The organism is Duganella sp. GW821-FHT01E12, from assembly GCF_059422325.1.
Genome location: NZ_JBWKWR010000020.1, coordinates 23,940 through 42,765 on the forward strand (window position 1 = coordinate 23,940; position 18,826 = coordinate 42,765).

The 18,826-nt window shown below is 65.9% G+C and carries 13 protein-coding genes and 2 tRNA genes; 8 read left to right on the plus strand and 7 right to left on the minus strand.

Annotation, left to right across the window (positions count from 1 at the left end; all coding sequences use genetic code 11):
• Positions 1-47: 47 nt before the first annotated feature.
• The 4 genes from AC07WS_RS29775 to AC07WS_RS29790 all read left to right on the plus strand — a co-directional run bounded on the left by AC07WS_RS29775 (position 48) and on the right by AC07WS_RS29790 (position 4,091).
• Positions 48-1,022 (plus strand): acetyl-CoA carboxylase carboxyltransferase subunit alpha, encoded by a 975-nt coding sequence (locus AC07WS_RS29775; RefSeq protein ID WP_117009956.1) that lies wholly within the window; start codon positions 48-50, stop codon positions 1,020-1,022.
• A gap of 61 nt (positions 1,023-1,083) precedes the next feature.
• Positions 1,084-2,493 carry a tRNA lysidine(34) synthetase TilS gene (tilS, locus tag AC07WS_RS29780; RefSeq protein ID WP_494732544.1) on the plus strand — a complete coding sequence of 470 codons (1,410 nt, stop codon included), beginning with the start codon at positions 1,084-1,086 and terminating at the stop codon, positions 2,491-2,493.
• A gap of 143 nt (positions 2,494-2,636) precedes the next feature.
• On the plus strand, positions 2,637-3,884 hold the full coding sequence (locus tag AC07WS_RS29785; protein WP_494732545.1) for an aspartate kinase: 1,248 nt from the start codon (positions 2,637-2,639) through the stop codon (positions 3,882-3,884).
• 114 nt (positions 3,885-3,998) lie between these two features.
• Positions 3,999-4,091: transfer RNA gene (locus tag AC07WS_RS29790), tRNA-Ser, on the plus strand.
• Positions 4,092-4,182: 91 nt separating this feature from the next.
• Here AC07WS_RS29790 and AC07WS_RS29795 read toward each other — a convergent pair.
• The 5 genes from AC07WS_RS29795 to AC07WS_RS29815 form a co-directional block, all read right to left on the minus strand.
• Positions 4,183-4,461, minus strand: coding sequence for a high-potential iron-sulfur protein (locus AC07WS_RS29795; RefSeq protein WP_494732546.1), 279 nt, complete (start codon positions 4,459-4,461; stop codon positions 4,183-4,185).
• A gap of 30 nt (positions 4,462-4,491) precedes the next feature.
• On the minus strand, positions 4,492-5,766 hold the full coding sequence (locus tag AC07WS_RS29800; protein ID WP_494732547.1) for a cytochrome C: 1,275 nt from the start codon (positions 5,764-5,766) through the stop codon (positions 4,492-4,494).
• A gap of 419 nt (positions 5,767-6,185) precedes the next feature.
• A complete protein-coding gene (locus tag AC07WS_RS29805) occupies positions 6,186-6,869 on the minus strand; it encodes a hypothetical protein (protein ID WP_494732548.1) in 684 nt (227 codons plus the stop codon).
• Between the two features lie 26 nt (positions 6,870-6,895).
• Positions 6,896-10,723: a hypothetical protein gene (locus AC07WS_RS29810; RefSeq protein ID WP_494732549.1), complete on the minus strand. Its 3,828-nt coding sequence runs from the start codon at positions 10,721-10,723 to the stop codon at positions 6,896-6,898.
• 122 nt (positions 10,724-10,845) lie between these two features.
• Positions 10,846-11,655: an oxidoreductase gene (locus tag AC07WS_RS29815; RefSeq protein ID WP_494732550.1), complete on the minus strand. Its 810-nt coding sequence runs from the start codon at positions 11,653-11,655 to the stop codon at positions 10,846-10,848.
• A gap of 101 nt (positions 11,656-11,756) precedes the next feature.
• Here AC07WS_RS29815 and AC07WS_RS29820 point away from each other — a divergent pair, with 101 nt between their 5' ends.
• The 4 genes from AC07WS_RS29820 to AC07WS_RS29835 all read left to right on the plus strand — a co-directional run bounded on the left by AC07WS_RS29820 (position 11,757) and on the right by AC07WS_RS29835 (position 18,016).
• Complete coding sequence (locus AC07WS_RS29820; protein ID WP_494732551.1) at positions 11,757-12,344, plus strand: TetR/AcrR family transcriptional regulator; 588 nt, start codon at positions 11,757-11,759, stop codon at positions 12,342-12,344.
• 70 nt (positions 12,345-12,414) lie between these two features.
• Positions 12,415-13,512 (plus strand): efflux RND transporter periplasmic adaptor subunit, encoded by a 1,098-nt coding sequence (locus tag AC07WS_RS29825; RefSeq protein ID WP_494732552.1) that lies wholly within the window; start codon positions 12,415-12,417, stop codon positions 13,510-13,512.
• Positions 13,509-16,607, plus strand: coding sequence for an efflux RND transporter permease subunit (locus AC07WS_RS29830; RefSeq protein WP_494732553.1), 3,099 nt, complete (start codon positions 13,509-13,511; stop codon positions 16,605-16,607). The genes AC07WS_RS29825 and AC07WS_RS29830 overlap by 4 nt, the downstream gene beginning before the upstream one ends.
• Positions 16,604-18,016: an efflux transporter outer membrane subunit gene (locus AC07WS_RS29835; protein ID WP_494732554.1), complete on the plus strand. Its 1,413-nt coding sequence runs from the start codon at positions 16,604-16,606 to the stop codon at positions 18,014-18,016. The genes AC07WS_RS29830 and AC07WS_RS29835 overlap by 4 nt, the downstream gene beginning before the upstream one ends.
• A 23-nt stretch (positions 18,017-18,039) precedes the next feature.
• Here AC07WS_RS29835 and AC07WS_RS29840 read toward each other — a convergent pair whose 3' ends face one another.
• On the minus strand, positions 18,040-18,672 hold the full coding sequence (locus AC07WS_RS29840; protein WP_494732555.1) for a TetR/AcrR family transcriptional regulator: 633 nt from the start codon (positions 18,670-18,672) through the stop codon (positions 18,040-18,042).
• Between the two features lie 77 nt (positions 18,673-18,749).
• Positions 18,750-18,825, minus strand: a tRNA-Glu gene (locus AC07WS_RS29845).
• Position 18,826: the final 1 nt, after the last annotated feature.

Below are 18,826 nucleotides of genomic sequence, written 5' to 3' on the forward strand. Positions count from 1 at the left end.
CGAGGCGTTTTTGTGCCCGCATGGCTGAGAATAATCACGGAGGTACAATGACCAAAACGACTTTCCTCAACTTTGAGCAACCGATCGCCGAACTCGATGGCAAAATCGAAGAGCTGCGTTTCGTTCAGGACGATTCGGCTGTCGACATCTCTGAGGAGATCGACCGTCTGGCCAAAAAGAGCCAGCAACTGACCAAGGACATCTATGCCAAGCTGACCCCTTGGCAGGTCGCGCAGATCGCGCGCCACCCGCAGCGTCCATACACGATGGACTACGTGAACGAAATCTTCACCGACTTCCACGAACTGCACGGCGACCGCAGCTACGCGGACGACCTGTCCGTGGTCGGCGGCCTGGCGCGCTTCAACGGCCAGGCCTGCATGGTCATCGGCCACCAGAAGGGCCGCGACACCAAGGAACGCGCGATGCGCAACTTCGGCATGCCGAAGCCGGAAGGCTATCGCAAGGCCATGCGCCTGATGAAGCTGGCAGAAAAGTTCGGCATCCCGATCTTCACCTTTGTCGACACGCCGGGCGCGTTCCCCGGCATCGACGCGGAAGAGCGCGGCCAGTCCGAAGCGATCGGCCACAACCTGTATGTGATGGCGGAACTGAAAGTGCCGCTGATCGCCACCATCATCGGCGAAGGCGGCTCCGGCGGCGCGCTGGCGATCGCCGTGGGCGACGCGGTGCTGATGCTGCAATACGCGACCTACTCGGTGATCTCGCCGGAAGGCTGCGCCTCGATCCTGTGGAAGACCTCCGAGCGCGCCGCCGACGCGGCCGAAGCGCTGGGCCTGACCGCGCACCGCCTGAAGGCCATGGGCCTGATCGACAAGATCGTCAGCGAGCCGCTGGGCGGCGCGCACCGCGATCCGAAGCAGATGGCCACGCTGCTCAAGCGCGCGCTGGCCGATTCGCTGCGCCAGTTCCACGGCATGAAGACCAAGGACCTGCTGGAAGCGCGTCACGAAAAGCTGATGAGCTACGGTAAGTTCAAAGAAACCACGCCGCAAGAGTAAGCGCGCGGCACGACACCACGACCGGGGGCGCTTGCCCCCGGTTTGCATTTTGGAGCAGCAATTGAAGAAGCAACAGATCCCGACCTTGTCCTCAACCTTCGAACAGGCCGTCACGGCGGCGCTGGCGCAGCGGCAGGGTGCTCCGCGCATGGCAGTGGCCCTCAGCGGCGGCCTCGACTCGTCGGCGCTGCTCCACCTGGCGCACGCCTACGCGCAGGCGCATGGCGTGGCCTTGTACGCCTTCCACGTCCACCACGGCATCAGCGCCAACGCCGACGCCTGGCTGGCGCACTGCGAGCAAGCCTGCGCCGCGCTGGGCGTCACCTTCGAGGCGCGCCGCGTGCAGCTGGCCAACCAGCAGAAGAGCGGCACCGAGGCGGCCGCCCGCAAGGCGCGCTACGCCGCGCTGGGCGCGCTGTGCGCCGCGCACGGGGTCGAGCTGCTGCTGACCGCGCACCACCTCGACGACCAGGCCGAGACCGTGCTGCTGCAGTTGCTGCGCGGCTCCGGCCCGGCCGGCCTGTCCGGCATGGACGCCGCCAACGCCGCGCCCGAGCTGCTGGCCAATCCCGGTCTGGTGATGGCGCGTCCATTGCTGCCGGCCTCGCGCAAGCAGCTGGCCGCGTATGTGGCCGCGCACGACATCGCCTACATCAATGACGAGTCCAACGACGACCCGCGCTTCGCCCGCAACGCGCTGCGCCACAAGGTCATGCCGGCGCTGGACGAAGCCTTCCCCGGCTTCCAGGAACGCTTCGCGCGCAGCGCCCAGCACGCGCAATCGGCCCAGCGCCTGCTGACCGAGCTGGCGCAGCAGGACCTGGCCCTGTGCCTGGTCGACGACTGCATCGACATCGCCAAGCTGCGCATGCTGAGCCTGGACCGCAGCTACAACATGCTGCGCTACTGGTTCGGCACGCGCCAGCTGCGCATGCCGAGCGCGGCGTGGCTGTCCGAGATGCTGGCCCAGCTGCTGGAGGCGCGCGACGGCGCCCAGCCGCTGGTGACGCATCCCGATTGCCACGTCCGGCGCCACCGCGACCGCCTGCACATCACGCCCAAGCTGGCCGACCTGGAGGGCACGCGCGAAGACGAGTTCGACAAAACGCCGGGCACCACCTTCCACTGGAACGGCGAAACCGAGCTGGCCTTCCCGGCCTACGGCGGCGTGTTGCATTTTGACCCCGCCGGCGCGGGCGAGGGTGGGCTGGATGCGGACTGGCTGCGCGGCCAGCCGCTGCTGATCGAATTCCGCAAGGGCGGCGAGCGCCTCAAGCCGGCCCACAACCGGCCAACGCGCGGGCTCAAGTATCATTACCAGGCGCTGGACATCCCGGCCTGGGAGCGTTCGCGCCTGCCGGTGGTGAGCGCCGGCAGGCAGGTGTTGTTCGCGGCCGGGGTTGGCATGGATTGCAATCATCTGGTGGATGAAGGGGCTTCACGCTGGCGCCTGCGTTGGCAGGCTGTATAGACAATCGGGCGCATCTGCCGAATTTTGTATGTAGATATGTCTATTCGGTATGACATTATGAGTTTTTTGACTTGTTATTTTGCAGTGCGGCATGTAGAGTTAAGGGTTCCATTTACCTTTATTTGAGCGGAAAACTCACTGTTATGGCTTTAATCGTGCACAAATATGGCGGTACGTCGATGGGTTCGACGGACCGTATCAAGAACGTGGCGCAGCGTGTCGCCAAGTGGCATGACGCCGGGCACCGCATCGTGGTCGTGCCATCGGCAATGTCCGGCGAGACCAATCGCCTGATCGCGCTGGCCAAGGAAATCCAGGCCCAGCCCGACCCGCGCGAACTGGACATGATCGCCTCCACCGGCGAGCAGGTGTCGGTCGGCCTGCTGTCGATGGCGCTGCTGGCGATCGGCAAGAAGGCCGTGTCCTACGCCGGCTGGCAAGTCGCGATTAAAACCGATTCCGCTTTCACCAAAGCCCGCATCCAGTCGATCGACAGCGAGAAGGTCAACCGCGACCTGGACGACGGCAAGATCGTCATCATCACCGGCTTCCAGGGCGTGGACGAGGGCGGCAACATCTCGACCCTCGGCCGCGGCGGCTCGGACACCTCCGCCGTGGCGATCGCCGCCGCGATGAAGGCCGACGAATGCCTGATCTTCACCGACGTCGACGGCGTCTACACGACCGACCCGCGCGTGGTGTCGGAAGCGCGCCGCCTGAAGGCGATCACGTTCGAGGAAATGCTGGAACTGGCGTCGCTGGGCTCGAAAGTGCTGCAGACCCGTTCGGTGGAATTCGCCGGCAACTACCGCGTGCCGACCCGCGTTCTGTCGTCGCTGACCGACCCTATGCTGGACCTGGAAGTAGAAGCCAACTCGGGCACCCTGATTTCGTTTGAGGAAGACACACACATGGAACAAGCAGTCATCTCCGGTATCGCGTTCAACCGCGATGAGGCCAAAATCACCGTGCTGGGCGTGCCAGACCGTCCAGGCGTGGCGTACCACATCCTGGGCCCGGTGGCCGACGCCAACATCGAAGTCGACATGATCATACAGAATCAGTCGGTCGACGGTAAAACCGACTTCACCTTCACCGTGTCGCGCAACGACTACCAGCGCGCCATCGACGTGCTCAACAGCACCAAGGCGGAACTGGGCGCGGCCAGCATCACCGGCGACGCCAAGGTCTCGAAGATCTCGGTGGTGGGCGTAGGCATGCGCTCGCACGTGGGCGTGGCCTCGCAGATGTTCCGCACCTTGTCGGAAGAGGGCATCAACATCATGATGATCTCGACGTCGGAGATCAAAATCTCCGTGCTGATCGACGAAAAATACATGGAACTGGCCGTCCGCGCGCTGCACAAAGCGTTCGAGTTGGAGAAGGCATAATTTTTTCAAAAAATATCGTCATGTAGCCTTGACCAAAGTGGTCTCGCTCTATACTATGACGGTCGTCTGCTCTAGCGCAGTTTGGTAGAAAAGACATAGTTGAGTAATCGACTAGGAGACGTGGCCGAGTGGCCGAAGGCACATCCCTGCTAAGGATGCATACGGCTTATACCTGTATCGTGGGTTCGAATCCCACCGTCTCCGCCAGAACAAGAGAAGGAGCCCCAGTGATGGGGCTCTTTTTTTTTTTTGATTGAAATGCGGAGCCGGGAGCCGTCAGGGCAATGTTGAATGGTGGTCAATCCGGTGTTTTGGCCGTAAATGCCATGCACCAGCCGTTTGCGTTGATCTCGCCAGCGACGATCCGGCAGTTGCCGGAATGACGGCCTGCATCCGGTGCGATAAACTGCACGCAGTCCGCGCAACGCTGACCGTCTTTTGGTTGATCTTGGTAGTGCAAAGCGTCCTTGGTTGCCGCGCCGGCACGGGCAAGGGTTGCTCCGCCTAGCGCGCTTAATGTCAGTGTGGCGGCAGACACGCCGAGCAGGCGTCGTCGGGCCGTATCGTGTGCGTTCATGATGATCTCTGCTTGAAAAGTGCCGGACGGTCAGAACATGAACCAGCCCAGCAGATATATGGTGTCGTTGGCGCTTGCGGCGCGGCCGAAGCCGTCATAGTTTCGCTTCGCTCCGTTGAACTTGTCGTAGTGCGTGAGCTGGAGCATCAGGCGAATGTCGCGGCGGGGGAGGTAGTTGAACTCCAGGATGCAGCCAGAACTGTCAGGACTGCCGCTGGCGCTGCCTGTGATCGGGTCGCCCGTGCTGTAAAGGCCACTGTCGATGCTGCCGTGGATGTCGAAGCGTGACAGGTTAATGCCGTACTTTTTTTCAAAATAGTAGGTCGCTTTTGCCCGGAATTCATACAGCTTGTCCCTGCTGTTGCTGGTCTGGGCGCCGGCGTTCCAGACCACTGATTCACGCACAAAATTAAGCTGGCCCGTAAGGCGGTGTCGATCCGTGATGTACTGGTATTGCGCATCGGCGCCGATATCGCGGAAGTGATCAGTCGGGCCGGTGAGCACTTTGTTGTCCGGGAAGACATCGGCGACCAGGCCAAAGGTCCCCACCATGGCCGAATGTTTGCCGCCATCCCAGTCATGTTGTAGCGCGAGCCGCCAGTAGGGGTTGTAGCCATCAAGGGCCGCCGCCGTGTCACGCGGGACCCCAAGCCGCAATGGCGAGAACAGCCGATTGCTGGTGCGGTATGCCGTCAGTTCGGCATATAGCGTGTTGCGCCATAAAATGTTTGCGCCCATGCCTGCCACTTGCTGGCCCAGATTGCTCACCAGGGGCGAGGCGGCGGGCGCGTTTGCGGTTGGCGACGACGCGAAGGGAAAGCCCCAGGCGCTCACCGTGTTGTAAACGTCTTGAACTTGTGGGTTGTTATGGAGGGTGAATCCATAGAGCAGGTCGTGCTTGCCGATGTCGATGTGGTTTGCGTAGCGCAGGTCGACGTTATCGATGCTGGTGCGATGCTCAACGCCGTCATAAGTGAACTGTGAAAAGACCCCCATGTGGTCGCTCAGCTTTCCGCTGAAAAATACGCTCGCTGCTTGCAGCACCGCATTCCGATCCTTGGGAAAACCCTGCGCGAAATCTGGTCCAGTGGTTCGTGTTTCCGAGTACGACAGCTGGACCATCCCGGCCACGGGAAACTTCAGGCGCGGCCCCAATGTATAGCCATTTAACTTGAATTGCCGCCCGGTGGGAGTCAGCTCAGGCCAGCTCACGTGGCAGACGAAACAATCTAGCTGGGTTTGACGTGCGAAGCTCGGAACGGCCCTGGCGGAGATCGAAGATAAAGCCAGGATGATGGCTAACAATGTACGCCAGGTGTATCTGCAGGAGCACCTCATGATGATCTCCTCGTGCTGCTTCTGGGTGGATTGAGAAATTTCGCGACCGTGAATGCCTGGCCAGATTCGCCAGGTTCAATCGTACATGCCGTTGTTTCGGATGATGCTGAGGGGCCGCTCGCCTCCGACCCGGCAGACTACTCTGAATGCTTCACGATGGCTCTTGGCTCTATGTCAGGCGATCCCGTAACTCGGCTGGCATTCGAGAGTAACAGGGGAGTCGGAACCAGTCCATGGCAACCCGGCGCGGATTTGATCTGTGTCGTTGTTGCTCCACGCCGGCGAGTAAAGGTCGCTGCTTATGCGGCTTAGTCGTCGCGGCGATTTACAAGGTGGCGCAGCGAGCCGGATGCCCTAAAAGCGGCAGCACAGCTCGCAACGTCGCCCTACTGGTTCTTCGGCACGGCCGGCAGCTGCTCGGCCCACAGACGCGCTGAAGCATCCAGCGCCTGGCGGCGTTCCGCCGCGACCAACGGCATCAGGCGCGCCCGCGCAGCGCGCCCGGAAGCACAACCGGCAGCGCGGTCGCGCCGCCCGAACTGGCGCTTAAGCACGCAGTCGTATTCGTACACGGCCGCCGCGTCCTCATAGGCCGTTTCCAACTGCTGCGGCAGGTCGGTGGCGTAACGCACGACCAGCTCCGCCGCCGCGCCCTTGAGCCCGACGTCGAAGGCGCCTGCCTGATGCCCATACTTCGCGGCCTGGTTCAGCGCGCGCCAGGCGGCCGGCTGCTTGCGGATATTGGCGATGCCGGAAGGCTGGCGCGTTTCCGAGCTGCCGTCCGACGAAGTCATGGTGACGCCCCAGCCATCGTCGCCGGTGAGCTTTTCCTCGTAACAGGCCAGGCGGTTGTGCGCTTCGATCGCGCGCTGGCGAATCGCGTCGCGGTCGCCCGCTTCGGCTGCCTTCTGATTGTCCTTGAGCCAGTCCTTGTAGGCGGCGTTGGATTTCTTGCCGATCAGGATGTCGCAATCGCTCAACTCCAGACTGGCGGCATGCGCGCTGGCGCTGCCCAGGGCGGCCAGAACAAGGGCGCACAGCAAACGGCTGGTGGTTTTTGTGGTCATCATTTTCTCTTTCGTCTTTCTTCAATCAATCAGTGTTTTTCGAATTGCATATCGCGTCCATCGCGTTCCAGTATCAGCTTGCCGTCCCGCGCCTCAAGCGTGAAGTTGAAGCTCGACTGCGGGGCCGCCGGCGCCTCGAAGTCCAGCTGGTAGCTGCCGCGCTGCGCGTCCGCCGCCGGCACGGTGTACACCATCCATTTGTTTTCGTTCACTTCCGGATGGCTGACCGCGATCTGGCGCACCGGTGCGCCGAACGGCGTGCGCCAGCCATGGGCGCTGGTGCGGCCTTCCACCTTGAGTGGCGCGTCGCCCAGCAGCGCGACCTTGAAGCCGGGGATGCTCTTGCCGTGATAACGCATCTCCACCAGCACCTGGCCGGCAGCCACGGTGGCAGGCGGCGCTTCGCTCGAAGGCCGCATCGACGCCGCCTTCACCGGGCCGCTTTCGGAACGGAACACCACTTGCCGGTTCCAGACCTTCCAGCTGCCCTGGGCGAATTCGTCGACCGCGCCGTAGGCCATCGAGTACTGGAATTTGCCGTTCGGGCGCAGCAGGAGCTCGGCGCCAACTTCCGTGACGCCGGTCAGGTAGTAGTGGCCCGGCAGCGTGGCTTGCAGCGCCAGATCGGCGGCCTTGTCCTGTTGCGGGGCCATCTCCTCGGCCGCAGCCTGGCTGGCCGGCGCCTTCCAGCCGGCCTTGGCCAGCAGGCCCGCCAGCGGATCGTTCTTGCTCGCGGCGATGGCTGCCCAGGTGTCGGCGTCGAAGGTTGCGCGGGCCGCTCCAAGCTGCGGCAGACGTTCCACCAGTTGCTGGCCCGGCCAGCCTTCCAGCAGCAGGTCCGGCGTCACGGACAGGTACAGCGCCAGTCTTTGCTGATTGCCGTCGCAGCCGCTGCCCAGGCCATGTTCGCGCAATAGCGTCCAGTAGCTGGCCGGCGACTCCAGCACGACCTTGGCCAGGTGGACCGGGGCCTTGAGGCAGACTTGTTTCAACGGCAGGCTGAAATCCTTGCTCACCAGTCGCAGCATGTCGGCGTTGAGCGAAGCGACGGCCCGGTCCAGCGCCGTGCCCCAGGGTTGGACGGTGCTTGTGTCGATCGTGCCGCCATGAGCCAGCAGCACTTTCAGCGCCTCCATATTCCCCTGCGAGATCGCATAGTCCACCGCGCTGGGCTGCACGCTGCCGTTGTCCAGCTGGTTGCGCCGATTCGGATCCGCGCCATGCGCCAGGATCGAAGGCAGCAGGTCGGCCCGGTTCAGGCGGATGGCGAAGAACAGGAAGCGCGGCTCGCCCGGCGTGCTGCCGTCGGCTTCGGCCGACGCGGTGGCGTTGCCCAGCAAGCCCCGCTGGATCAGCAGGACCGCCAAGGCGCGATCCGGCGCGGAGAACGCTGCGTCGATGGCGTTTCTGCTCAAGCCCTGCACGGAGGCGCCGGCATCGAGCAGCTTGCGCAGGCGCGGCATGTCGATCTTGTCCGCTCCCGCCAGCACTTCTTCCAGCGGCGAGTTGTGCAGGTCCGCCAGCGATTTTTTTTGCACCAGCACGATATGGTCGAGCAGCAGATCGAGTATCGCGTCCTGGCCGCCGGGCGCGGCCAGCGCCAGCGACAGCGCGGATTGGTAGCCGTTCAAGGGGTCTGCGCCCTGTGCCAGCAAGGCTTGCACGCCGTCGGCATCGTTATCGCGCACGGCGTTGGCCAGGTCCTGCTCGCTGCCGCCGGTGTTGACGGGCGCGCCCAGCGCGGCCAGTTTCGGTATCCATTCGAAGCGGTGCGCGCGGGTGGCGTGGTTCAGCAGCGTGCCGTTTTCCACGCGCGCGCTGCCGGCGTAGAGGGTGCGGTAGTTGCGGCTGAAACTATCGTCCTGCGGCCCCTCCACCTTCCAGTTCGTCTTCTTGTCCAGCAGTTGCTGCAGCACTTTGTCGCGCTCCGGAGCGTTGCTGTACATGGCCAGCATGGCGGCATCGAGCCATTGGTCGCGCTTGTCCTTATCGTAGCGTGGCAGACGGCGCTTGAGCCAGGCGATGGCGTCGGCGTTGCCCGCTTCGGCCGCATAGCCGAAGGCGGTTTTTCCGCCTTCGCTGTCGGCCGGGCTGGTGCCGGTTTTCAGCAATGCGTCCAGCACCGCCGTGCCGCGCGTCTGCGACAGCACGGCGGGCCACAGCATATAGTCGGCGAAGGGGCGCGGGAGCTTCTCTTCGCCGGCCTTCTTGCGGCGATTGTCGATGTCGTAGCGGATGTAAGGCCGCAGCGCGCCCGCCTGCAGCAGCGCCAGGATATTCCCGGTGCGCTGCTCCGGCGTGATCAGCTCCGGCATGCCGCGGCCGTGCTCCTTTTGCTCCAGCGCGAATTCCAGCGGCGCCAGCCGGCTGTTCTGGCCGCCGTACTGACGCGGATCGGCGCCATGCTGGAGCAGCAGCCGCACCATGTCGGGCGTGCCGAACATGGCGGCCAGGTGCAGCGGCGCGGCGCTGTCGCGCTCAGTGCCTTCGTCGACGCCGGCGCCGCGCTGCAAGGCCAGCTCCAGCATGCGGGTCTTGGCCGGCAGCAGCGCGGCATGGCGGGCCTGCAGCGCTTGCCAGTGGGCGGTGTCGCGCGGGTTCTTTTCCGCCTTGCGCCAGGCGTCCGCTTCCGCGCGCAGGCTGGCGGCCGGCAGCAGCAGGGCGTGCAGCAGTTTTTCGTGCTCGACCACGTAGTCGTCGATGTGCTCCACCCCGGCCAGCAAGCGCTTGAATTCCGCTTCATCGCCTTCGCTGGCGGCTTTGAACAGGTCCAGCACTTCCGGCGTCGGCGCCAGCTTGCCGCGCCCGCTCTCGACGTAATTGACCTTGCGCTGCATGCCGTAGCGGGACGCCTGGGGCAGGGCGTCGCCCTTCTTCCATTTGCCGATCAGGGCGTTTGCCTCGTTCAGCTGCTGTGCGGTCAGGGTATCGTCCCAGGCGTCCTTGCGCTGCTGCGCGTCCTTGCTGCCGCCGCGGACGGCCAGGCTGTGCAGGAGATACGCCAGCACATAATCCTTCGGCACGCCGTATCCCATGGCGTAAAACTGGCTGAGCTGATACTGGGCATCGGCGATGCCGCCTTGCGCGGCCTTGCGCAGCCAGAGCGCGGCCAGTTCGGGTTCCGCCGTCAGGCCGTAGTCGAATTTCCAGTACAGCGTCCCCAGCTTGTAGGCGGCGTCAAGATCGCCGGCTTCGGCTGCGCCCTGGTACCATGCGCGCGGATCGCGCTTGCCGGTGACGGAGGTGGCAGGCAGCGGCGTGCCCACCTTCCACGCGGACGCCATGCTTTCGGCCTCGGCCAGCTGTTCCGGCGACATTTCCGCCGCGCTGCGCGCCAGTATCGTGGCCAGTTGTCCGCCATCGTCCTTGTCCATGCGCCGGCTGGCCAGCAGATTGAAGGCATGGGCCAGCACGCGGTCGTACGGCACGCCTTCGGCGCGTTGCTGGCGCGTGGCCAGTTCGGCCAGGTCGCTGGCGTCGCCCAGCGCCGCCAGGCTGGCGATCCACATGGTGGACTGCACCCGGTCCTTCTCGATGAAGTCGTAGTCGTAGATGCCGATCAACTGGCGCTGCGCCGCCGGATTGCCCGAGCGGGCCGCCAGCAAATACCAGGGCTCCGCTTTGCGCGGATTGCGCGCCATGCCCTGGCAGTGGCGATCCTGGTCCAGATAAAGGTCGCCCAGCGCGGTCTGCGCCGCGGCGTCGCCCGCTTCGGCCAGCGGCGTGAGCGCATTGATCGCTTCGTCGCAGCGGCCGTCCTCATAAGCGGCCAAGCCGCCCGCCAGATCGGCGCGGGCGGCGCCGGCCAGGCCGATACCCATGCCCAGCAAGGCCAACGCAAGGACTTTTTGTTTCATAGATGCTTTCATAGTGCTGCGGCCAGGCCGCGAAGGGCGCTATGATAAGCTGGAAACGTATATTTATGGCAACACCATTGAAATCTGCCGGCAGTGCAGGGGGAGGGCGGCGCCAGTCCGGTTCAGGTCTTCATGCTCAGTTCTTTCCTGATCGCGGAGTCCACCGGCCCGGCCGGCATGAAGCGGCGCAGCTTGCTCAGCAGCGATGCCTGGCCTTTGGGCGTGCGGCGCATTTTCCACGCACTGAACGCGGCCGCGACGATTGTTTCCGCCACGCCGTCCGGGGTGGGGGCGTTGGAGACATGTCCCGTGACCGCGCGCATGACCGTCTCGCGCTCGGCATCGTAGGCGGCGAGCTTGCCGGCCGCCACGGGCGCATTGGTGTCCAGGCTGGTCCTGGTGTAGGACGGCTCGACCAGTACCACGCGCACGCCGAACTGGCGGGTCTCGTGGTCCAGGCTTTCCGACATGCCTTCGACCGCGTGCTTGGAGGCGGCGTACCAGCCCATGTAGGGCGCCGGCAGGAAGCCCAGAACCGAGCTCAGGTTGACGATCCAGCCCGCGCCCTGCTTGCGCATCTGCGGCAGCACGGCCTGGACGGTGCGCAGCAGGCCGAAGACGTTCACCTCGAACAGCGACTGCGCCTCGGCCACCGAGGTCTCTTCCACCGCGCCCACCAGCGCCAGGCTGGCGTTGTTGACCAGCACGTCGATGCGCTGAGCGCGCACGATGATCGACTGCATCGCCTGCGTCACCGACTCGCCGTTGCGCACGTCCATCTCAACCAGCGTCACGCCGGGGATGGGCGCCATGCCGGCGGCACTGCGCACCGTGCCGTATACCTCGCAACCGCGCGCGGCGAATTTCTGCGCCGCCGCCCGTCCTATTCCCGATGAAACGCCGGTGACGACCACTACCCATGGCTTGGACATTCTGCTTCTCCTTAGTTTATAGAGTTCAATTAAACGCTAAAAATAGATTATACTAAAACTCTAAATATGGCAAGAAGAATGGCAAGACAGGAGCGACAAGCATGAAAAAGTCAAGAAGCGAAACGATCGACACGCGCAGGCGCATCGTGGCGGCCGCGACCAGGATGTTTTTGGAGCAAGGGCTGGCCGAGACCGGCATCGCCAGCATCATGGCCGCCGCCGGACTGACCCAGGGTGGCTTCTACCGCCATTTCCGCTCCAAGGAGCAATTGATCGTCGAGGCCAGCATCGCCGCCAGCGACCGCATGCGCGAGGTTTTCAGCGAGGCGATCCGCGGCAAGGCCGGGGCCGAAGCGCTCGACATCGCGGTGGCCCTGTACCTCGCCCAGTCGGGGCAGCAGGACCGCGAGAGCCTGTGTCCGCTGCCCAATCTGGGGAGCGAACTAGGCCGTTCAGACAGGCAGGTCAGGGATGCCGCCATGGCCGGCTATCAGCGGATGGTGCGGTTCTTTGCCGCGCTCACCAGGCAGGCGGGCTACGCCGAGCCGGACAAGCTGGCGGACGCCATCGTCGCCACCATGGTCGGCGCGGTGATGCTGGCCAGGCTCGCGCCCGATTCCGATGCGGCCGGCCGCATCCTGCTCAACGCCAGGCAGGCGATCCGCCTGATGCTGCCGGCGCAAAAATAGCTTGAATTTTTTAGATTGCAGATGTACTCTATTTTTAGCGTTTGTTAAAACTCTAAATTACGAGGGCCATATGAAAACAATATTCCGCAGATTCCCCCGGCGCACAGCCGTCGCCGCCGCGCTGCTGCTTGGGCTGGCCGCATGCAGCCACCCGGCGCCGCCGCAGGACACGGTGGCCAGGGTCGCCTGGTTCACCGCCCAGCCGGCCGCGTCCGGCGTGGCCAGCTTCACCGGCGTCGTGCACGCGCGCACCGAAAGCACACTGGGCTTCCGGGTGGCCGGCAAGATCGTCGAGCGCCTGGTGGACCCCGGCCAGACGGTGCGCAAGGGCCAGCCCCTGATGCGCATCGACGCGGTCGATTACGACCTGGCGCTGGCCGCAGCGCGCTCGGCGGTCGACGCCGCGCAGGCGCGACAGGTGCAGGCGGTGGCGGAAGAGGCGCGCCTGCGCAATCTGCTGGCCCACGGCGCCACCTCGAACCAGGCCTACGAACAGGCCAAGGCCGCCGCCGACGCCGCCATCGCGCAGACCCGCGCCGAGAGCGCCCGGGCGCGCGAGTCCGAGCACCAGCGCGACTATGCGGTCCTGCTGGCCGATATGGATGGCGTGGTGCTGGAGGTGCCGGCCGATGTCGGGCAGGTGGTGGCGGCCGGCCAGAGCGTCGTCAAGCTGGCGCGCCAGGGCGCGCGCGAGGCCCAGGTCTACCTGCCCGAACAGGAGCTGGCCCTGGCCAGGCGTCCGGCCAGCGCCTCCCTGTACAGCGAGCCGGGCAGCGCAGCGCCGGCCACCTTGCGCGAGCTGGCCGCCGTCGCCGATCCGCAGACCCGCACCTACCTGGCGCGCTACACGCTGGGCGGCGCCGCCAGCCAGGCGCCGCTGGGCGCCACGGTGACGATCCGCATCGCCACGACATCCGCCGCCGCGATCAGCGTGCCGGTCAGCGCCTTGACCGACCAGGGCAACGGCCCGGCCGTCTGGGTGATCGACAACAAGACTTCCACCGTCAGCCTGCGTCCGGTGACGGTGGCGCAACTGGGCGAAGAGCAGGCCAGCCTGTCGCAGGGCCTGGCCGCCGGCGAGCGGGCGGTGGCGGTCGGCGGCCATCTGCTGAAGGCCGGCCAGAAGGTCCGCCTGCTGGCTGAGACCAGGACCGGGAGCGGATCATGAGCGGCTTCAACCTGTCCGCCTTTGGCGTGCGCGAGCGCGCCATCACGCTGTTCCTGATCATCGCCATCAGCGCGGCCGGCCTGTTCGCGTTCTTCCGGCTGGGGCGGGCGGAAGATCCCAGCTTCGTGGTCAAGGTCTTGACCGTGGCCGTCAGCTGGCCGGGCGCGACCGCCACCGAGATGCAGGAGCAGGTCGCCGACCGCCTGGAAAAGCGCCTGCAGGAACTGGAGGCCTACGACCGCGTGGAAACCAGCGCGCGGCCGGGACTGGCGACCATGAAGGTCTACCTGAAGGACGACGCCACGGCCAAGACGGTGGAGGAGCAGTTCTACCAGGTGCGCAAGAAGCTGGGCGACGAGGCGATCAACCTGCCGCGCGGCGTCATCGGCCCCTTCGTCAACGACGAATTCTCGGACGTGTATTTTTCGCTGTTCTCGTTGAGCGGCAAGCAGCTGCCGCACCGCCAGCTGGTGCTGAAGGCGGAGCAGGTCCGCCAGCGCCTGCTGCATGTGCCGGGTGTGCAGAAGGTGAACATCCTGGGCGAGCAGCAGCAGCGGATCTTCGTCGAGATTTCGCATGAGCGCCTGGCCACGCTGGGCATCAAGGCGCAGGCCGTGATCGACGCGCTGGGCCGGCAGAACACCGTCACCTCGGCCGGCTTCGTCGAGACGCGCGGCCCGCGCGTGCAGCTGCGCCTGGACGGCGCCATCGACAGCGTGGACAGCGTCAAGGCCATCCCCATCGTCGGCGCCGGCCGCACGCTCAAGCTGGGCGACATCGCCGACGTGCGGCGCGGCTACGAAGATCCGGCCAGCTACGCCATCCGCACCCAGGGCGAGGCCTCGTTGGTGCTGGGTGTGGTGATGAAGCGCGGCTACAACGGCCTGCAGCTGGGCCAGGACCTCGGCGCCGCCCAGCAGACGCTGCGCGGCGAACTGCCGACCGGCATCGAGCTGGACCAGATATCCGACCAGTCGCTCGCGATCAAGGCCGCCGTCAACGAGTTCATGGTCAAGTTCGTGGTGGCGCTGGCGGTGGTGATCGTGGTCAGCCTGGTCACGCTGGGCTGGCGCGTCGGCCTGGTGGTGGCCGCCGCCGTGCCGCTGACGCTGGCCGCGGTGTTCGTCATCATGCTGGTGACCGGGCGCGTGTTCGACCGCATCACGCTCGGCGCGCTGATCCTGTCGCTGGGCCTGCTGGTGGACGACGCCATCATCGCCATCGAAATGATGGTGGTGAAGATGGAGGAGGGCGTGGGCCGCATCGCCGCCGCCACCCATGCGTGGACCGCCACGGCCGCGCCCATGTTGTCGGGCACGCTGCTGACCATCATCGGCTTCCTGCCGGTCGGCTTCGCCCGCTCCACCGCCGGCGAATACGCGGGCAACATCTTCTGGGTGGTGGCCTTCGCGCTGATCACCTCGTGGGTGGTGGCGGTGCTGTTCATTCCCTACATGGGCGTGAAGATGCTGCCGGACATACCGGTCAAGGCCGGCGGCCACGATGCCATCTACAACACGCCGAACTACCAGCGCCTGCGCCAGCTGGTGCGCTGGTGCGTGGACCACAAGTGGCTGACCGCCGCCGTCACCGTCGCGCTGTTCGCGCTGGCGGGCGTGGGCATGGGCGCCGTGCAGAAGCAGTTCTTCCCCAATTCCGAACGTCCCGAACTGACGCTGGAAGTGAACCTGCCGCCGGGCAGCGCCTTCGCCGCCACCGACGCGGCCGTGCGCCAGATCGAGGCCGCGCTGCGCAAGGAGCCGGAGGCCAAGCTGGTGTCGAGCTATATCGGCCAGGGCACGCCGCGCTTCTTCCTGTCGGTCAATCCCGAGCTGCCCAACCCGGCCTTCGCGCAGCTGATCGTGCTGACCGCCGGCCCGCAGGAGCGCGACATCCTGAAGCAGAAGATCCGCACCATGATCGCCGAGGGCCGCTTCCCGCAGGCGCGGGTGCGCGTGAGCCAGTTCCTGTTCGGGCCGCCGGTGCCGTATCCGGTGCTGTTCCGCGTGGCCGGTCCCGACCTGGACCGCGTGCGCGATCTGGCCGGCCAGGTGCGCGCCATCATGGCGCAAAACCCGGACATGCGCGACGTCCACCTCGACTGGGGCAACCGCACGCCGTCGCTGCACCTGGCGCTGGACCAGGAGCGGCTGCGCCAGGTCGGCCTGTCGCCGCGCGACGCGGCCAACCAGTTGCAGGCGCTGTTGAACGGCATCCCCGCGACCCAGGTGCGCGAAGGCTTGCGCACCGTGGACGTGCTGATCCGCAGCCCGCACGCCGAGCGCAACAACCTGGCCGACATCCGTAACCTGACCCTGACCAACGACAGCGGCGCCAGCGTGCCGCTGTCGCAGGTGGCGCGGCTGGAGATGCGGATGGAGGACTCCGTGCTCAAGCGCTATGACCGCGAGAACTACATCGCCGTGCAGGGCGACATCCGCGACGGCACCCAGCCACCGGACGTGACCAAGGCCATCCTGCCCAAGCTGGAGCAGCTCAAGGCCGGCCTGCCGCCCGGCTACCACATCGACACCGGCGGCGCGGTGGAGGAGAGCGCCAAGGCCGACACGGCGCTGGCCAAGCTGTTCCCGCTGATGATCATCCTGATGCTGGCGGTGATCATGGTGCAGGTGCGTTCGTTCGCGACCATGTGGATGGTGTTCGCCACCGCGCCGCTGGGCCTGGTGGGCGCGGTGCCGACGCTGCTGGTGTTCCATCAACCGTTCGGCTTCAACGCCATCCTCGGCCTGATCGGTCTGGCGGGCATCCTGATGCGCAACACGCTGATCCTGGTGGACCAGATCCAGCACGACCTGGCGGCCGGCCTGACGCCGTACCAGGCCGTGATCGAATCGACCGTGCGCCGCGCGCGGCCGGTGATCCTGACGGCGGCGGCGGCCATGCTGGCCTTCATCCCGCTGACCCATTCCAGCTTCTGGGGGCCGCTGGCGTATGTGTTGATCGGCGGCGTTGGCGTCGGCACGGTGCTGACCCTGCTGTTCCTGCCGGCGTTGTATTCGCTGTGGTTCAAGGTCAGCAAGCATGCCGCTCCGGCGGCTGAAAAAATCGATATCGAATCCCGGGAGGCAGCATGAACATTGTCGTCAAACATTTAGCGGGCTTGCTGGCGGTGCTGCTGGCGGGCTGTTCGCTGGCGCCGACATACGAGCGTCCGGCGCTGCCGGTGGCCGCCGACTGGCCGGCGCCGCAGCACGCGGACGACGGCCCGTCCGCCCGCAGCGTGCCGTGGCAATCGTTCTTCACGGACGAGCAATTGAAGCAGCTGATCGGCATGGCGTTGGAGCACAACCGCGACCTGCGCGTGGCGACGCTGAACATCGAGCGCGCCCGCGCCCTGTACCAGGTGCAGTCGGCCGACCGGCTGCCGGGCGTGAACGCCGGCCTGAGCGGCGCGCGCCAGCGGGTGCCGGACCAGGTGGCGCCCGGCGGGCGGGGCGGACTGTCCACCAGCTACACGGCGGGCCTGGGCGTGACCGCCTTCGAGCTGGATTTGTTCGGCCGGGTCCGCAATCTGTCGGGCGCCGCGCTGGAGCGTTACGCCGCGACCGAGGAGGGGCAGCGCGCCGCGCAGATCAGTCTGGTGGCGCAAGTGGCCTACAGCTACGAGGCGGTGCTGGCCGACGAGCAGCTGCTGGCGCTGGCGCGCCAGACGCTGGACAGCCGCGGCGCCTCGCATCAGCGTCAGCAGCTGCTGCGCGCCTCGGGCGCCAATTCGGACTACGACCTGCGGCAGTCGGAATCGCTGCTGGAGGCGGCCAGGGTCGCGGTGCTGCAGGCGCAGCGCCAGCGCGCGCTGGACGAGAACGCGCTGGTGGTGCTGATCGGCCGACCGGTGCCGGCCGCGCTGCTGCCCGGCCCCGGCAAGCGCTGGGACGGCGAGGCGATCGCGGCGCTGCCGGCGGGGCTGCCGTCGGACCTGCTGACTGCGCGGCCCGACATCCGCCAGCAGGAGGCGCTGCTGCGCGCGGCCAACGCCAACATCGGCGTGGCGCGGGCGGCGTTCTTCCCGCGCATCAGCCTGACCGGCGCGTTCGGTTCGTCGAGCGACGAGTTGGGCGGCCTGTTCGACTCGGGCAGCCGCGCCTGGAGCTTCCTGCCCCAGGTGACGCTGCCGATCTTCGACGGCGGCCGCAATCGCGCCAACCTGGGCGCGGCCGTGGCCGAGCGCGATAGCGCGGTGGCGCAATACGAGAAGACGGTGCAGGTGGCGTTCCGCGAGGTGGCCGACGCGCTGGCCGGCCACGCCACGCTGGGCCAGGAGTTGCAGGCGGTGAGGGCGCAGGAGCGTGCCGAGCAGGCGCGCCACGATCTGGCCAGGCTGCGCTACGACAGCGGCGAGGCCAGCTACCTCGAATATCTGGACGCGCAGCGCGCCTTGTTCGCGGCGCAGCAGCAGGCCATCCGCGCCGGCCTGGCCGAGCTGCAAAACCGCATCGCCCTGTACAAATCGCTGGGCGGCGGCTGGAGCGCGCCGCAGGGCTAGCCGGCGCGCCTGCCGGGCTGCCGTTACGCCTCGGCGGCGGCCCGCTGGTCCGGCTCCAGGCCGGAGCTGGTGGCGGCGTTGCTCAGGATCAGGTTCACCGTGTTCTGCGCATTGCGCAATATGGTTTCGGACAGGACAGGGTCGGTGACCACGCGCGACACCGACACGGCGCCGACCAGGACGGAGACGATGGATTCGGCCACGCCGACGTAGTCGCTGTAATCGAGGCGCATCAAATGCGAGGCCAGCAGTTTGACCAGCCGCGCATAGCCGTCGGTGACGACTTCCTTGATCTGCTCGTCCGCATCCCTGAGTTCGCTGGCCAGGTTCGCCATCGGGCAGAGGTTGCCCAGCGCGGTATCCTTGTGCTGGTTGAGGTAGTAGCGCACGATCAGGTCGATCGCCTCGCGCGGCGGCTTGCCGGCCGTGGCGGCGTCGAACAAGGCGCGGATCTGCTCGAACGCGGCGGCGCTGGCGGCCGCCACCAGATGTTCTTTCGATTGGAAATGGCGGTAGAAGCCGCCCTGCGTGAGTCCGGCCGCGACCATGATGTCGGCAATCGCCGTGGCCGAAATGCCGTTCCTTAGAAACATGCCGGAGGCGGTCGACAGAATACGCTTACGTGTTTCCGCCGCCTCCGCATTCGATTTGCGCATGCCAACCCCCGAAACTGATCGTCAATATATAGATGATCATTGTACGCCAAATTGGATGCGATCGAGAGTGGAGCGGATGGCGTCCCCAGGGGGATTCGAACCCCCGTACTCACCGTGAAAGGGTGATGTCCTAGGCCTCTAGACGATGGGGACT

Excerpts from the sequence above, each read along its gene's own strand:
- AC07WS_RS29805 (WP_494732548.1), bottom strand. The coding sequence starts at position 6,869 with ATGATGACCACAAAAACCACCAGCCGTTTGCTGTGCGCCCTTGTTCTG.
- AC07WS_RS29785 (WP_494732545.1), top strand. The coding sequence starts at position 2,637 with ATGGCTTTAATCGTGCACAAATATGGCGGTACGTCGATGGGTTCGACG.
- AC07WS_RS29825 (WP_494732552.1), top strand. The coding sequence starts at position 12,415 with ATGAAAACAATATTCCGCAGATTCCCCCGGCGCACAGCCGTCGCCGCC.
- AC07WS_RS29810 (WP_494732549.1), bottom strand. The coding sequence starts at position 10,723 with ATGAAACAAAAAGTCCTTGCGTTGGCCTTGCTGGGCATGGGTATCGGC.
- AC07WS_RS29775 (WP_117009956.1), top strand. The coding sequence starts at position 48 with ATGACCAAAACGACTTTCCTCAACTTTGAGCAACCGATCGCCGAACTC.
- AC07WS_RS29815 (WP_494732550.1), bottom strand. The coding sequence starts at position 11,655 with ATGTCCAAGCCATGGGTAGTGGTCGTCACCGGCGTTTCATCGGGAATA.
- AC07WS_RS29830 (WP_494732553.1), top strand. The coding sequence starts at position 13,509 with ATGAGCGGCTTCAACCTGTCCGCCTTTGGCGTGCGCGAGCGCGCCATC.
- AC07WS_RS29820 (WP_494732551.1), top strand. The coding sequence starts at position 11,757 with ATGAAAAAGTCAAGAAGCGAAACGATCGACACGCGCAGGCGCATCGTG.
- AC07WS_RS29795 (WP_494732546.1), bottom strand. The coding sequence starts at position 4,461 with ATGAACGCACACGATACGGCCCGACGACGCCTGCTCGGCGTGTCTGCC.
- AC07WS_RS29835 (WP_494732554.1), top strand. The coding sequence starts at position 16,604 with ATGAACATTGTCGTCAAACATTTAGCGGGCTTGCTGGCGGTGCTGCTG.
- AC07WS_RS29840 (WP_494732555.1), bottom strand. The coding sequence starts at position 18,672 with ATGCGCAAATCGAATGCGGAGGCGGCGGAAACACGTAAGCGTATTCTG.